This window comes from Haladaptatus sp. QDMS2 (assembly GCF_029338295.1).
In the GTDB taxonomy this organism is placed as follows: domain Archaea; phylum Halobacteriota; class Halobacteria; order Halobacteriales; family Halococcaceae; genus QDMS2.
Window position 1 is genome coordinate 2,289,489 of sequence record NZ_CP119791.1, and the last position, 13,188, is coordinate 2,302,676.

Consider the following 13,188-nt stretch of genomic DNA (forward strand, 5'->3'; position numbering starts at 1 on the left):
CTCTGCTTTTCCAGACAGTCTCACCCCACTGAATTAAGTCGGTAGAAAGTGTCAATAGATTCATGGCTGACCTGGTTACCTTTGGGGAAGCACTGCTCCGACTCAAACCGGAGGCGAACGACCGACTCGAGACCGCCTCGGGGTTTACCGCCTGTGTTACCGGCCCGGAGTGTAACGTCGCCATCGCGGCCCAGCGACTCGGTACGAACACGTCGTGGCTCTCAAAATTGCCGGACACGCCGATTGGCCACCACGTCGCGCGGTCGATTCGCCAGCACGGCATCGACACGGAAATCGTCTGGACCGACGAGGGCAGGCAGGGAGTCGTCTACGTCGAACAGGCGACCGCGCCGCGAAAGGCGACCCGCACGCCCGACCGAATGGGAATTTCGATTGGCACGCTCACACCGGACGAACTACCCCAGGAGTACGTCGAAAATGCAGCCTGTTTCTTCGTCAGCGGGGTGACGCCGGGAATCTCTGACACGCTCGCCGAGACGACGGCCCGCCTGCTCAGGCAGGCGAAGGACGCGGAGGTGAAGACCGTGTTCAGTCTGGACTACCAGCAGGACTGCTGGACACCCGAGGAGGCCCGCGAGACGCTCACCGAGTACTTCTCCGCGGTAGACATCTTCATCGGACGCGAGCGCGACGCCCGGACGGTGTTCGACCTCGAAGGGCAACCGGCGGCGCTCGCCCACCGAATCGCGACGGAGTACGATCTCGAGACCGTCGTCCTCTCTCGTGGCGAACAGGGTGCAATCGCTCTCGACGGGACGACCATCCACGAGCAGAAGCCAATCCACACGGAGACCGTCGACCCAGAAGGGACCTACGACGCGTTCTGCGGGGCATTCGTGGCTCGCCATCTCGCCGGAAATTCCTTCGACGACGCGATTCGATACGGGGTCGCAACGGCGGCCCTCGCCCGGACGATTCCCGGTGCGGCGGCGACCATCTCTCTGCCGGAGGTCGAACGGGTTCTCACGGAGCAATCGGACGCAAACCGCCGGTAACCACCGGGCGGACTGGAATCGCACAACCGGGCCAAACGGCTAACAGGCACGCCCGCAACATCTTATCGTATGACGCACGTCGCAATCATCGGCGCGTACGGCAGCGCCGGTGTCGCCGTCGCCCAGTCGCTCGCCGAGGAGGACGTGGACCTCACGCTCGTAGACGACGGAGAGCCGGGCGGCGGCCTCTGTATCCTCCGGGGCTGTATGCCCTCGAAAGAGGTGCTCTCGGCGGCAGCCCACCGCTTTCACGTCCGCCACGACGAGCGGGTCACGGGAACCCCCGAGGTGGACCTGCAGGCGGTCGTCGAGACGAAAGACGAGCACATCTCGAACTTTGCGAAACACCGACGGGCGGCAGTTCACCGCCTCGCCGAACGAGATAACGTGACCTTCCACCACGAAACGGCGACGTTCGTCGGGGACCGAGAACTGGCGGTCTCCGACCGGACCATCGAACCAGACTACCTCGTCATCGCAACCGGGTCTACGGTTTCGATTCCCGACCTTCCGGGTATCGACGACGTGGAGTTTTGGACGAGCGACGACGTGCTCGACGCCACGACCCTCCCCGACTCGGCCATCGTGATGGGCTTTGGCGTCATCGGCCTCGAACTGGCTCCCTATCTCAGCGAGTGTGGCGTGGACGTAACCGTCATCGAGCACGACGCTCGCCCGCTCGACGACGCCCCGGACGAGTACGGGGACTGGGTTCTGGACATCTACCGCGACGAGTTCGACATTGAGGTTCTAACGCGCACCCGCGAGCAGGCAGTGAAAAGCACCGACGATGGCGGCGTTCGCATGACTGTCGACCGAGACGGTTCGACCGAGACCCTCGACGCTGACGACCTGTTCGTGTTCACCGGTCGCCGACCGAACGTGGACAGTCTCGGCCTCGAAAACACGAACATCGAAGCCGAATCGGGGTGGGTCAGAGACACGATGCAGACGACGACCGACGACCGGACCTACGTCGTCGGCGACGCAAACGGAAAGGAACCGCTGTTGCACGTCGCGAAAGAACAGGGATTCACCGCCGCGGATAACATTCTCGCGGACATCGCAGGCGACCCACTCGACCCCTACGAGAACTACCGCCATCTCGTCGTATTCTCGGGACTCGGCGTCTACCCCTACGCTCGCGTCGGCCACACGCCCGAGGCCGCACGAGACGCGGGCTACGACCCGATAGTGGTGACCCGCGAAGCGGCGACCGACGGCGTGTTCAAGACGAAACACCACGACGAGGGGATGGCTACGCTGGTGGTCGCACGCGACGGGACGCTACTTGGCTATCAGGGATTACATCTCCACGCGGACGTGATGGCGAAGACGATGCACGTGGCGGTTGCGCTCGGCCAGGACGTGCGCACGCTTCCGGACCGCGCCTACCACCCGACGACCCCCGAAATCCTCGATGGATTGTTCCGCGCCGCGAAGGACGAATTGTAAGGGCGTCAGACACCTCTTCACGTTCAAACAGGTCACGCGATTTCGGAGGGGGACAAGCCAGTATTCGCATAGAATTTTCGCTACACAGCACACCGTCTGACGATTCTATGAGACAGGATGACAGAGATTTATATTCTTTGGACATGAAGTAGACGTATGAGATTTCGTGCGCTCGCCGTCACACTGGTCGTGATTTTTTCCGTATTCGCCGGACCAGTCGCCGCACAGGAAACCGTGACGCTCACCGCGAGCGTCGTCGACCGAGCAGGCTCCCCCGTCTCCGGCGCCGAACTCACGGCGTCGTGGGACGGCGGCGAGCTCACCCGCACGACCGCTGGCAACGGCAAGGCGTTCCTCGACGTGCCCGAGGGAGCAGACGTGACGATAACCGTCTCCCACCCCACCTACGTGAGAAATCGCCCGCTCGTCGTTGAAGATGCGAGCGAACAGGAGATTACCGTCAACGTGGCTCAGCGAGGGTCGGTCGACCTCGTCGTGAGCGACGAAGACGGACCGCTCGCAGACGCCAGCGTCATCCTTTCGAAGGACAACCAGGAAATCGTCCGCGAGACCACAGACAGCGACGGGTCGGTCGAGACGGGAATCATCGAGCGCGGGGAGTACAGCATCACCGTGCTCAAATCGGGCTACTTCACCCATCGGGGCCCGCTCTCGGTCACGGGCGACATCAACCGACAGGTCGACTTAGAGCGCGGGTCGGTGACCGTTCAGTTCTCCGTGCGAGACGACCACTTCGACCCCGCACGGCCGGTTCAGGACGCCCGCGTGACCGTCGGCGGGTCGACAGTGACGACCCTCGGAAACGGTGAGGCGACGCTCCAGATCCCGGTGAACACGCGCGTCAGTGCGGAGGTTACCAAAGAAGGCTACGACGGACAGACCGTCGAGTTCAACGTCGCCGAACGTGCTCGAACCGTGGACGCCACCATCCAGCGAACGCCGTCGGTGACCATCGAATCCGCACAGAGCCGCATCGTCGTCGGTGAGAGCGTCAGGCTCGAAGTCACAGACGAGTACGGCGACCCTGTAAGCGGAGCCACCATCACGGTAGACGGCTCTGCGGTCGGCGAGACGAACGACCAGGGCGTCCTCGTGGCGACCATCGAATCTGCGGGTGAACAAGAACTCGTCGCAAGTATCGACTCGCTCCAGTCAGAACCGCTCGTCGTTGAGGGTATCGAGGCCAGCCAGCAGACGACGACCACGGAAGCGCCGACGACGACGGCGACGACTACCGAACCGACCACCGTCGCTGACGACGAGACCACCACCAACGTTGGCCTGCCGGGCTTTACCGCCATCACAGCCGTCCTCGCGCTGGTCGTCGTAGCGTTCCTCGCCCGGCGGCGGCTGAGATAAGGTTAGGTCGATTCAACACCAATTGTTCGTATGGATCTGAGCCTGCTGGTCATCGGGGCGTTTTTCGCCGTTCTCGCCGTCCACCAGTGGCTTCGCTGGCGGTGGCGGGCTGCGTGGTTCGACCGTATCTGGCTCGAAGCGGAGGAAGAACAGCGGGTAAAACGTCAGTGACACCTAGTGCTATTTTGGTCGGCATCTGACACCACGTATGGCAGGTGACGGCGTCCGCCGGACGCTTAGAGAGGTGGCCGGACTCGAACGCGACGTGCTCGTCCTCTCCGTCGCGATGCTCGCGTTCAGCCTCTCCTACCAGATGACAGACCGGTACGTCGCCGCCTACATGCAGGCGCTGGGGGCCGGCGCGGGCGTCATCGGGATCTTCGGCAGTTTCAAGCAGTTCATCGCGGCCATCTACCCCTACCCGGGCGGGGCGATTTCTGACCGCATCGGCACGCGGCGAGCGCTCACGCTGTTCGGCCTGCTCTCTGTCGTCGGGTTCGTTGTCTGGCTGGCCGCGCCTGGCCTCGGCGGGCCGCTCCCGGCGTGGGCGTGGCTGTTCGTCGGCCTCGTCCTGGTCCAGGCGTGGAACTCGCTCGGCCTCGGCGCGACGTTCGCGCTCGTCAAACAGAGCGTGGATGCCGCCCATCTCGCACGCGGATTCGCCGCCACGGAGGTCGTCCGCCGGGTCGGCTTCCTGCTCGGCCCGCTGTTCGCGACGGCCATCTTCGCGCTCACCGCCGGGTTCCTCGACGGCTTTCAGTTCGTGCTTGTCGTCGCGATTGGCTTCGCCGTGGTCGCGACGGTCGCCCAGCGCCTCCTCTACGACCCGATCGGCGACACGCTTGGGAAAGCGTGGGCCGGACTCGCGTCGGTGCGCGAGGACCTCGCCGCGCTCCCCCGGCCGCTGCGCCCGTTGCTCGTCGCGGACACTCTCGTCCGGTTCGCCAACGGGATGGTGTACGTCTTCTTCGTCCTCGTCGTGGTCGACCGCTTACAGGTGAGCGCGACCCTGCCAGTCGTTGGCCTCCTGCGCCCGGAGGCGTATTTCGGGGTGTTGCTCGCCGTGGAGATGGTGGTCGCGTTGCTTGTCATGCTCCCGAGCGCGTGGGTGGCCGACAACTGGGGGCTCAAACCCGTCGTTGCCGCCGGGTTTTCGGTGTACGCGCTCACCCCCATTCTCCTCATATCCGCACCACCGGAGGCACTCGTGGTCGCGCTCGTCTTCGCGTTCTCGGGCCTGCGCTTTGCGGGCCTTCCCGCACACAAGGCGCTCATCGTCGGCCCCGCAGAGAAAGGGGCTGGCGGGCGAGTCACGGGAGCGTACTACCTGCTCAGGAACGCACTCACTGTGCCGGGGGCGGCCGTGGGCGGCTTTCTCTACGCCCAATCACCGACGATCGCGTTCACCGTGGCTACCGTCGTTGGCCTCGTCGGGACGCTCGTGTTCGTGGTGTTCGGGGTCGAGCCGACAACATAACGGGTTTCGTCGTGGGGTCCCAAGCAAGGGTATGCTCGAAGTCGGAGACGAGGCTCCCTCGTTCACACTCACGAATCAGGACGGCGAGGACGTTTCACTCGCGGACTACGCTGGCAGACACGTCGTCGTTTACTTCTACCCGCGGGCCGACACGCCCGGCTGTACCACCGAAGCCTGCGAGTTTCGCGACCTCTGGAAGCAGTACGAAGCGCGCGACATCGCGGTGCTCGCCATCAGTGACGACCCTGTTGGCGACCTACAGGACTTCGCTGAAAAGTACGACCTGCCCATCGAACTTCTGAGCGACGAGTCGGGTGCGGTCGCCGCAGCTTACGACTCCTACGGCGAGAAGAACATGTTCGGCAAGACGTTCGACGGCGTGTTCCGGAACACCTACCTCGTCGGGCCTGACGGCACCGTCGTCGACGTCTACCGGAACGTCACACCGGAGGGCCACGCAGCGACCGTCCTCAAAGCGCTCGACTAGTCGGTCACGCACTCGGCCAATTCACGGTACGATTCGAACTGCGCTCTGCCCCACGCGATGGCGTCTGCGTCGTGGTTAGTGACGAACGCCCGCATGTTCTGGCGGCTGTCGTAGAGGCTTATTCCCACGAACGGTTCCGGTTCCTCGACCACGATAAGTTCGTACGGGAGCGGTTCCTCGGTCGTGAAAAAGCGGAAATTTTCGAGCGCGAACACGTCCTCCATCACGTCCGCGTACTCGGAGACGAGGTAGGTGACGACGGAGGTCGTCGTGAGTAACTCGGCCTCGAGCGACCCCGAGCGCAACTCGTTTGCGAACAGTTCGACGTACCGAGACCGGGTAATCGGGGAAAACCCCTGGAGGCGCGAGGCCTCTCTGACCGCCTGCTCGAAGGCATCGACCGGGCGGTCCGGGTCGTGGGAGACGGCGTGGACCACCTCGCCGCCACAGAACACGTCGGCAGGGAGGTTCGCTTCGCGAGGGAGGTCAGAGAGGGGCGTTTCGAGTTCACAGAGCGTTTTTAGATTCTCGTAAAACGAGTCGTACAGTTCGACTACGAGTCGCCCAAACGTCGTCAGATGGTACTTGCCACCGTCCTGTTCGACGAGTCTGAGCGCCTCGAGTTCACGCGTCCCCCGGTAGACGGTCGAGCGTGACGCCCCGAGTGCGTCTACGAGGTCTCGCGTGTCCTGTGGGCCGTCGAGGAGGCACGTCACGAGTTCGCTCCGTTTCCCGACGACCTCCATCGCCTCACGCGGTGCTGGCGTACCCATACTCTACTCTGTGATGAAGCGTCAGGTGGATAAGCGTACGGGTGGGTTGGTTCACTCGATTTCGAGCCGGGCGATGTCGGCTTCGCCGCAGTACGGACACTCACTGAATGCGGACTCGACGGTCGTTCCACACTCTCGGCACTCGTAGACGACTGGGTCGTCGTCGACGGCAAATACGGTTTTTACTCTATCTAACACGGATATTCTCCCCTGGCCGTTAGTCACGTATTACAACTAATCCACCATAATTATGCAGTCGCTAGTTTTGACAAATCGGGCTGTTGAACAGTCACAACAGTTATCTATAATCGACGGACAGCGCGGTGTCCGGGGACGATGTCGCCCGCGTGTACGTCGGCGGCCCGCTACCCACCACGTCGAAGGCCTCAATGCGGATGACGAGGCGGCCTGCAGGGAGGGTTGCGCGCAGTAGTGGCCCCGTACTCGTCACGACGACGTAGGGCGGGGCGGCGACCGGTTGTGCCTGCATCGTCTCGCCGCCGGCCTCGACCGCCGTCACGAGCATTGCGGGGTAGGTCGAGAGCACGCCCCGGTCCGTGAGGAGGGCGCGAAACGGTTCGACGACGTGCTCGCGGTCGCGTACTGACTCGTCCGGCCACGCCTCGCTCACGGCGTCTGCACACCGAAGCGTCTCGCGAATCAACTCCCCATACTCGGCTCCGAGCGCGCGCTGAATCCCCGCCGTGTCCATCGTCACTCCGAGATGGTGTTGAGGACGTAGGTGGAGAACCCAACCTCAGTGATGTCCTCCGCGTCCAGGGCTTCGAGCCAGCCCTTTTCCATGTGCCAGGTGCCGCGCAACGTTCCCTCCGTGTCGGTGACGCGGGCCTCGATTCTGCGTGGGCGGGCTGCCTGTTCGCGGTAAACCGTCACGACCTGTCCGACGCTCTGTTGTGGAACGCCCGTGCCCGGAGCAACCGTCTCGTATTCGAGTTCGAGCGTCTCCTGGGTTACCGTCGCGTCGGTCACGTAGACGCCGAAGCTCATCAGGTGCATTTCGAGCGTCTCTTCGAGCGACTCGCTCATGGCTCACGAGAGGGGCGGCAGGCACATAATGGCCACCATCGTCACTCTTCTGCGAGTTCGTCGAGGAGGGTTTCGAGGCTGTAGCTGTCGAGTGCCCGATTGCTGTCGCGCAGCGTCGAGATGACGAACGTCGAGTTGGTGCGCTCTACCTCCTCCAGCGATTCGAAGTCGGTGATGAGGCGTTCTACCTTGTCCGCGTCAGAAAGCTGGGCGATGACGATGAAGTCCGTCTCGCCCATCGTGAAGTACGCCTTGGTCACGCCCTCGATGGCGAGCAGTTTCTCCTCTACGTCCTGGTGGGGGCCGTGGTAGTCGGTGAGCACCTCCACGATGACGGTGACGCCGAGGCCGAGTTCCTCTAAGTCGAGGTCGTAGAGGTCGTTGGTGATGACGCCTCGCTCTTTGAGTTTGTTCAGTCGGTAGTGAATCGTCGAGACCGGAATCTCCGTCTCCTCGTGGAGTTTCTCTGGACTCCCGGTTTCCAGGTCCACGATTGCCTTGAGCAGCGTGATGTCGCGCTCGTCCATTGGCCCAACCCACGCCACCGAGGCGGTTGAATCTATCCTCTCAGTGACGAGCCATGCGGACACCCAGCGCTCAATCTATAAGGATTAATTACCCATCAAAATCGAAGTTTGGACCAATTCTCGTATATTTCTACAAACTATAATGGATTGTTTGTAGTAGAGTTTAAATGCCTGCGTCTATTTCGACTAGACACATGAACAAACGGCTCCTCGCTATGTTCGCCCTCCTCGCGACGTTCTGGGGCACCTCCTTCGTCGCCATCGAGGTGGGCCTGCACGCATTCCCACCACTCCTGTTCGCCGCCCTGCGCTACGACGTCGCCGGGCTGATTATCCTCGGCTACGCGGCCCTGACCACAGACCGGTGGCTCCCACGCGCGAAAGACGAGTTACTGCTCGTCGCCATCACGGGCGTCACCATCATCGGCGCGTACCACGGCCTGCTCTATCTCGGCGCACAGCACGTCTCCGGCGCGATCGCCGCCGTCATCATCAGCCTCTCGCCGGTGTTGACCGCCGTCTTCGCGAGCACGTTGCTCCCAGACGAGTCGCTTCACCCGCTGGGGATTGCCGGCCTGCTGGCCGGTCTCGTCGGCGTGGTCGTCATCGCCAACCCCGACCCATCTAACCTGCTCTCTGCGAGTATGCTCGGCATCGTCCTCATCTTCCTCGGCGCGGCGAGTTTCGCCCTCGGGTCGGTGCTCACCCGGCCGATTCGCTCTGACCTCCCGCTCCCCACCCTGCAGGGCTGGGCGATGCTCCTCGGGTCCGGCCTGCTTCACGTCGTCAGCGTCGCTCGCGGTGAGTCGTTCGCCGCTATCGAGTGGACCCTTCCCGCCGTCACGTCGCTCACGTACCTGACGCTCATCTCGGGAGTCGTCGCGTTCCTGCTCTACTTCGAGTTGCTCGACATCCTCGGCCCAATCGAGATTAACCTCATCGGCTACCTCGAACCGGTCGTCGCCTCCACGATGAGCTTCCTCCTGCTCGGTCACGTCATCAGCGCACCGACGCTCGCTGGCTTCGTCGCCATCTTCGTCGGATTCGCGCTCATCAAGTACGAGACCCTGCAGGCGGCGTTCCACAGGGCGTCGGCCAGAGCGCGCCGAACCACCCACCGGTTCTGAGCGCCATTTCTCTGCGAGAAACGTTCGAAAAACAGTCGCCCGCTACGCTTCTTCTTCGCCGCGCTCCGAGTACGCAGCGTAGCGAAGCAGGTTCAGACTCCACTCCTCTGGCAGGTCGGTGATGAGGTCGTTTACGTCCTGAGATTCGTAGTCGTCCGAGAGAATTTCCGCGACGAAATCTGCGGCCTTGCCGTAGGCGACCGACTTGCCGAGTGACTCGCCTTTCTGCTCTGCGCTCCACTCGTCTTCGTACTCGATTGCTTCGAGTTTGTGGGCTCCAGAGAGGATGCGAAGACGGAGTCGAAGATTTTCCAGTGACTTGCGGTCGGATGAATCTTGCATAGCTATTGGCGTCTCGTATGTGGGCCTGTGGTATAAAATCCGCTACCGCCGCGGGCAGTCGTAGGTGTCCCGAACCGTGTCCGCGAGCATGCCGCCCTTCTCCAGACAGATGTAGACCACGACGAACGGTTCGACCTCCGGATTGAGAACGAACACCTCGTAGGGCGGCGCGACGTGCTCGCCGACCCGTTCGACGAGCGGTTCGAGAGGGGTGATGCCGTCGCGGAACTCGGAGAACAGGTCGCGTTCACCCGCCTGTTTCGCGAAGGTGTAGACGACGCCGTTTGGCTCGTTGTCGGTACTATAGGTGACGGTGGAGTTCATCCCCTCACCCATCGACTCACCCTCCTGCCAGGTGTCCTGGGCGGCCTCGAAGATGTTCGTCGCGCCGTCTACGAACTCGAACAGCGTCTCCGTGCGCACCGAGAGCGTCGTGACCCGCGGCGTGCCCGCTTCCCACTCGACTGTCGCGTCGATGGTGTAGCCCGGTTCGAGGTCGGCGACCGACTCGCCGACTGCCACGTACGTCGGGTCGTACGATTCGACGTCGAGCAGGAGGAGTTCGTTCTCCTCACGCGTGCTCTCGAGAACGCGAAACGTCCCGTGGGTCGTCACCTGCATGCCCGGCGGTAGGCCGGGGAGCCTCTTGAACCGCCCGTCTCGGGGATGACTTACAAGCGCCGACCCCCAACCGACGCCCATGCGCATCGTCTCGCTCCTGCCCGCCGCCACCGAGTTGCTCTACGCCCTCGGCGTCACGCCCGTGGGCGTCAGCCACGAGTGTGACTACCCGCCCGCCGCCGCCAACCTGCCGTCCGTGGTCGAATCGCGCATCGACGCCTCGGCCACGAGCGCCGAAATCGACGTCCAGGTGCAGGCTGCGATGGCCGAACACGGCAGCGTCTACGCGCTCGACCGCGAGAAGCTGCGGACGCTCAACCCGGACGTCGTCGTCACGCAGGGCGTCTGTGACGTGTGCGCGGTCGATTCAGCGCTCGTCGAGACGGCCGTCCGCGATCTCGGCCTGGACGCCGAAGTCGTGACGACGGACGTTCACTCGCTCGCAGACCTGTATCGCGACCTGCGGAAGGTGGGCGCGGTGACGGGTCAAGAGGAGGCGGCCGAGGAGGTCGTTTCTACACTGCAAGCGCGGGTCAGCGAGGTCGAATCGCGGGCGAGCGCAGCCGCTGAATCACCCACAGTCGCCGTCCTCGACTGGCTCGACCCGGTGATGGTCGCCGGTCACTGGATTCCCGAACTCGTGGAATTGGCTGGGGGAACCTACCCACTCGCCGACGTGGGCGCGGAGTCCAGACCCCGCGAGTGGGCGACGATTCGGGAGTGCGACCCGGACGTGCTCGTCGCGGCTCCCTGTGGATTCGAACTGGCCGACGCCAGCGACGACGCCACGCAACTTCGCGAGAACCCGGGGTGGGACGACCTCACCGCGGTCCGGACGAACCGGGCCTACGCGATGGAGGGTCACCATCTCGTGAACCGCCCCGGCCCGCGACTCGTGGACACGCTCGAACATCTCGCACGACTGATTCATCCCGAGGAGTTCGGCAATCCAGACCCCACCGTCGCGGCCACAATCTCCCGAACCATCCCCCCACGATGATTCGATTCACGCAGGAAGCGTACGACGCACTCGTGGACCACGCGATGGCGGGCGCACCCGAAGAGATCTGTGGCATCCTCGAAGGCGGGCGCGAAGGAGACACAGCACAGGTGCAGGCCGCCCACCCGGTCGAAAACGTGGCTGAACAGCCACGGACGCGCTATACCCTCGACCCGGAGGCACAGCTCGACGTGATGGAGGAAATCGAGGAGCGCGGCGCGTCAGTGGTTGGCTTCTATCACTCACATCCCGACGGGCCGACGGGGCCGAGCGCCACCGACGAGGCTCAGGCGACGTGGCCTGGCTACTCGTACGTTATCGTCGCACTCGCGGGCCGCCCCTTCGTCGGGTCGTGGAAGTGGACCGGCGACCGGTTCGAACAGGAAGTCGTCTCAGTCGGCGGTGATTGAACAGGTTTCCGCATACTCCACGTCGTGGACGGACTCGATGGCCGGGTCCTCCCCGCAGACCGGGCACTCGGGATTCTTCTGGATGGTGACCTCCTCGAAGGTCATGTCCATCGCGTCGTAGAACAGCAGGCGACCGGTAAGCGTCTCGCCTTTGCCCATCAGGTGTTTCACCGTCTCCGTGGCCTGAATGCAGCCAACGGTCCCGGGGAGGACGCCGAGGACACCCGTCGTCGCGCAGTCGGGGACGGTTCCGGCCGGGGGCGCTTCGGGGAAGACACACCGATAACACGGCGAATCCTCGTCGCCCGAAAAGGTCGTGACCTGCCCCTCGAAGCGGTAAATCGCACCGTGCGAGAAGGGCGTGCCGGCGAGGGTGCAGGCGTCGTTCACGAGGTAGCGCGTCTGGAAGTTGTCGGAGCCATCGACCACGAAGTCGTAGTCCGCGATGAGGTCCTCTACGTTGTCGGGGGTGACGCGCAGTTCGTGGGTTTCGACGGTGATGTCGGGATTGAGTCGGGCCACGTACTCCGCGGCGCTCTCGACTTTCGGGTCGCCGATGTTCGCGTCGGCGTGGATGACCTGGCGCTGGAGGTTGCTCCGTTCGACCACGTCGTCGTCGGCGATGCCGAGGGTGCCCACGCCCGCGGCAGCGAGATACTGGATAATCGGTGCGCCGAGACCACCGGCACCAACGACGAGAACGCGGGCGTCGAGCAGGCGCTTCTGGCCCTCGGGGCCGACTTCGTCCATGATGATGTGCCGGGAGTAGCGGTCGAGTTGTGTCGCGTCGAGGTCCAAGCCCATGGCTTCAGATTGGCGGTGGTGGAGGATAAACGCCCGGGTGAGGCTTATCACGCCCCCATCCCTACCCCCGAGCAATGGTTCTCGTCCTCGAAAACGAGGTGGACCCGCGCTATCGCTACTTCGGCGAGGCACTCGTTTCGCACCTGCCCGGCGAGGTGACCGTCTACGACTACCCGGCCCAGGGCGGACGGCCCGCACTCGACGGCGTCGAAGCAGTCGTCATCGGCGGCAGCACCGCCGGCGTGTACGAGGCAGACGACCATCCGTGGATGGACGACGAGAAGGCGTTCATCTTGGACTTGGTCGAAGCGCGCGTTCCGACGCTCGGCGTCTGCTTCGGCCACCAACTCATCAACGAGGCGCTCGGCGGTCGGGTCGAACACCGCGGGACACACGCGCAACTCGAAACCGTCGACCTCGGAGACGACCCGCTGTTCGAGGGCGTAAACGACGTGATTCCGGCCGTCCACGGCGACTTCGTCGTCGAGCGCGGCGACGGAATGGAGGTACTCGCCGCCGCCGACTACTACGAGAACTTCGCCACTCGCCACCGCGAGGCCCCCGTTTGGACGGTACAGTTCCACCCCGAGTTCACTGCGGAACTCTTGAACGCGGTCCGCGAAGACTTTGGCTGGACTGACACCGAGCGGTCGTTCGACGACGTGACTGCGGTGAAAACGCTCGCCAATTTCGTCTCGTTAGCCGGCGACCGTCAATCCTGA

At 63.6% G+C, this 13,188-nt stretch carries 18 protein-coding genes; 10 read left to right on the forward strand and 8 right to left on the reverse strand.

What is annotated here, in order from left to right; genetic code table 11:
• Positions 1-62: 62 nt before the first annotated feature.
• The 6 genes from P1M51_RS12380 to bcp all read left to right on the forward strand — a co-directional run bounded on the left by P1M51_RS12380 (position 63) and on the right by bcp (position 5,815).
• Positions 63-1,016: a sugar kinase gene (locus P1M51_RS12380; protein WP_276245488.1), complete on the forward strand. Its 954-nt coding sequence runs from the start codon at positions 63-65 to the stop codon at positions 1,014-1,016.
• A 69-nt stretch (positions 1,017-1,085) separates the two neighbouring features.
• Positions 1,086-2,471 carry an NAD(P)/FAD-dependent oxidoreductase gene (locus P1M51_RS12385; RefSeq protein WP_276245489.1) on the forward strand — a complete coding sequence of 462 codons (1,386 nt, stop codon included), beginning with the start codon at positions 1,086-1,088 and terminating at the stop codon, positions 2,469-2,471.
• Positions 2,472-2,627: 156 nt separating this feature from the next.
• Positions 2,628-3,851 carry a PGF-CTERM sorting domain-containing protein gene (locus tag P1M51_RS12390; protein WP_276245490.1) on the forward strand — a complete coding sequence of 408 codons (1,224 nt, stop codon included), beginning with the start codon at positions 2,628-2,630 and terminating at the stop codon, positions 3,849-3,851.
• 30 nt (positions 3,852-3,881) lie between these two features.
• The gene (locus P1M51_RS12395) at positions 3,882-4,022 is read left to right on the forward strand and encodes a hypothetical protein (RefSeq protein ID WP_276245491.1); all 141 of its coding nucleotides are present in this window, start codon (positions 3,882-3,884) and stop codon (positions 4,020-4,022) included.
• Between the two features lie 37 nt (positions 4,023-4,059).
• Positions 4,060-5,328: an MFS transporter gene (locus P1M51_RS12400; RefSeq protein ID WP_276245492.1), complete on the forward strand. Its 1,269-nt coding sequence runs from the start codon at positions 4,060-4,062 to the stop codon at positions 5,326-5,328.
• Between the two features lie 31 nt (positions 5,329-5,359).
• Positions 5,360-5,815 (forward strand): thioredoxin-dependent thiol peroxidase, encoded by a 456-nt coding sequence (gene bcp / locus P1M51_RS12405; protein WP_276245493.1) that lies wholly within the window; start codon positions 5,360-5,362, stop codon positions 5,813-5,815.
• Here the strand turns inward: bcp and P1M51_RS12410 are convergent.
• The 5 genes from P1M51_RS12410 to P1M51_RS12430 form a co-directional block, all read right to left on the reverse strand.
• Positions 5,812-6,588 (reverse strand): winged helix-turn-helix domain-containing protein, encoded by a 777-nt coding sequence (locus P1M51_RS12410; RefSeq protein WP_276245494.1) that lies wholly within the window; start codon positions 6,586-6,588, stop codon positions 5,812-5,814. The two genes, bcp and P1M51_RS12410, sit on opposite strands and share 4 nt — an antisense overlap.
• A gap of 51 nt (positions 6,589-6,639) precedes the next feature.
• Positions 6,640-6,786: a hypothetical protein gene (locus tag P1M51_RS12415; RefSeq protein ID WP_276245495.1), complete on the reverse strand. Its 147-nt coding sequence runs from the start codon at positions 6,784-6,786 to the stop codon at positions 6,640-6,642.
• A gap of 100 nt (positions 6,787-6,886) precedes the next feature.
• Positions 6,887-7,300, reverse strand: coding sequence for a hypothetical protein (locus P1M51_RS12420; protein ID WP_276274543.1), 414 nt, complete (start codon positions 7,298-7,300; stop codon positions 6,887-6,889).
• A gap of 2 nt (positions 7,301-7,302) precedes the next feature.
• Positions 7,303-7,635 (reverse strand): hypothetical protein, encoded by a 333-nt coding sequence (locus P1M51_RS12425; protein WP_276245497.1) that lies wholly within the window; start codon positions 7,633-7,635, stop codon positions 7,303-7,305.
• 41 nt (positions 7,636-7,676) lie between these two features.
• A complete protein-coding gene (locus P1M51_RS12430; protein ID WP_276245498.1) occupies positions 7,677-8,162 on the reverse strand; it encodes an Lrp/AsnC family transcriptional regulator in 486 nt (161 codons plus the stop codon).
• 194 nt (positions 8,163-8,356) lie between these two features.
• Here P1M51_RS12430 and P1M51_RS12435 point away from each other — a divergent pair, with 194 nt between their 5' ends.
• The gene (locus P1M51_RS12435; RefSeq protein WP_276274544.1) at positions 8,357-9,289 is read left to right on the forward strand and encodes a DMT family transporter; all 933 of its coding nucleotides are present in this window, start codon (positions 8,357-8,359) and stop codon (positions 9,287-9,289) included.
• Positions 9,290-9,331: 42 nt separating this feature from the next.
• Here P1M51_RS12435 and P1M51_RS12440 read toward each other — a convergent pair whose 3' ends face one another.
• Positions 9,332-9,631, reverse strand: a complete 300-nt coding sequence (locus P1M51_RS12440) for a hypothetical protein (RefSeq protein ID WP_276274545.1) — start codon at positions 9,629-9,631, stop codon at positions 9,332-9,334.
• Between the two features lie 42 nt (positions 9,632-9,673).
• Positions 9,674-10,252: a DUF6663 family protein gene (locus P1M51_RS12445; RefSeq protein WP_276274980.1), complete on the reverse strand. Its 579-nt coding sequence runs from the start codon at positions 10,250-10,252 to the stop codon at positions 9,674-9,676.
• A 79-nt stretch (positions 10,253-10,331) separates the two neighbouring features.
• Here P1M51_RS12445 and P1M51_RS12450 point away from each other — a divergent pair, with 79 nt between their 5' ends.
• Together P1M51_RS12450 and P1M51_RS12455 are read left to right on the forward strand one after the other, a co-directional pair.
• Complete coding sequence (locus P1M51_RS12450; RefSeq protein WP_276274546.1) at positions 10,332-11,252, forward strand: cobalamin-binding protein; 921 nt, start codon at positions 10,332-10,334, stop codon at positions 11,250-11,252.
• On the forward strand, positions 11,249-11,662 hold the full coding sequence (locus P1M51_RS12455; protein ID WP_276245503.1) for a desampylase: 414 nt from the start codon (positions 11,249-11,251) through the stop codon (positions 11,660-11,662). The genes P1M51_RS12450 and P1M51_RS12455 overlap by 4 nt, the downstream gene beginning before the upstream one ends.
• Here the strand turns inward: P1M51_RS12455 and moeB are convergent.
• Complete coding sequence (gene moeB, locus P1M51_RS12460; protein WP_276274547.1) at positions 11,645-12,466, reverse strand: molybdopterin-synthase adenylyltransferase MoeB; 822 nt, start codon at positions 12,464-12,466, stop codon at positions 11,645-11,647. The two genes, P1M51_RS12455 and moeB, sit on opposite strands and share 18 nt — an antisense overlap.
• Before the next feature lie 74 nt (positions 12,467-12,540).
• Here moeB and P1M51_RS12465 point away from each other — a divergent pair, with 74 nt between their 5' ends.
• The gene (locus tag P1M51_RS12465; protein WP_276274548.1) at positions 12,541-13,188 is read left to right on the forward strand and encodes a type 1 glutamine amidotransferase; all 648 of its coding nucleotides are present in this window, start codon (positions 12,541-12,543) and stop codon (positions 13,186-13,188) included.

Coding starts and splice junctions, on each gene's coding strand:
- P1M51_RS12380 (WP_276245488.1), top strand. CDS start 63: ATGGCTGACCTGGTTACCTTTGGGGAAGCACTGCTCCGACTCAAACCG.
- P1M51_RS12385 (WP_276245489.1), top strand. CDS start 1,086: ATGACGCACGTCGCAATCATCGGCGCGTACGGCAGCGCCGGTGTCGCC.
- P1M51_RS12390 (WP_276245490.1), top strand. CDS start 2,628: ATGAGATTTCGTGCGCTCGCCGTCACACTGGTCGTGATTTTTTCCGTA.
- P1M51_RS12395 (WP_276245491.1), top strand. CDS start 3,882: ATGGATCTGAGCCTGCTGGTCATCGGGGCGTTTTTCGCCGTTCTCGCC.
- P1M51_RS12400 (WP_276245492.1), top strand. CDS start 4,060: ATGGCAGGTGACGGCGTCCGCCGGACGCTTAGAGAGGTGGCCGGACTC.
- bcp (WP_276245493.1), top strand. CDS start 5,360: ATGCTCGAAGTCGGAGACGAGGCTCCCTCGTTCACACTCACGAATCAG.
- P1M51_RS12410 (WP_276245494.1), bottom strand. CDS start 6,588: ATGGGTACGCCAGCACCGCGTGAGGCGATGGAGGTCGTCGGGAAACGG.
- P1M51_RS12420 (WP_276274543.1), bottom strand. CDS start 7,300: ATGGACACGGCGGGGATTCAGCGCGCGCTCGGAGCCGAGTATGGGGAG.
- P1M51_RS12425 (WP_276245497.1), bottom strand. CDS start 7,635: ATGAGCGAGTCGCTCGAAGAGACGCTCGAAATGCACCTGATGAGCTTC.
- P1M51_RS12430 (WP_276245498.1), bottom strand. CDS start 8,162: ATGGACGAGCGCGACATCACGCTGCTCAAGGCAATCGTGGACCTGGAA.
- P1M51_RS12435 (WP_276274544.1), top strand. CDS start 8,357: ATGAACAAACGGCTCCTCGCTATGTTCGCCCTCCTCGCGACGTTCTGG.
- P1M51_RS12440 (WP_276274545.1), bottom strand. CDS start 9,631: ATGCAAGATTCATCCGACCGCAAGTCACTGGAAAATCTTCGACTCCGT.
- P1M51_RS12445 (WP_276274980.1), bottom strand. CDS start 10,252: ATGCAGGTGACGACCCACGGGACGTTTCGCGTTCTCGAGAGCACGCGT.
- P1M51_RS12450 (WP_276274546.1), top strand. CDS start 10,332: ATGCGCATCGTCTCGCTCCTGCCCGCCGCCACCGAGTTGCTCTACGCC.
- P1M51_RS12455 (WP_276245503.1), top strand. CDS start 11,249: ATGATTCGATTCACGCAGGAAGCGTACGACGCACTCGTGGACCACGCG.
- moeB (WP_276274547.1), bottom strand. CDS start 12,466: ATGGGCTTGGACCTCGACGCGACACAACTCGACCGCTACTCCCGGCAC.
- P1M51_RS12465 (WP_276274548.1), top strand. CDS start 12,541: ATGGTTCTCGTCCTCGAAAACGAGGTGGACCCGCGCTATCGCTACTTC.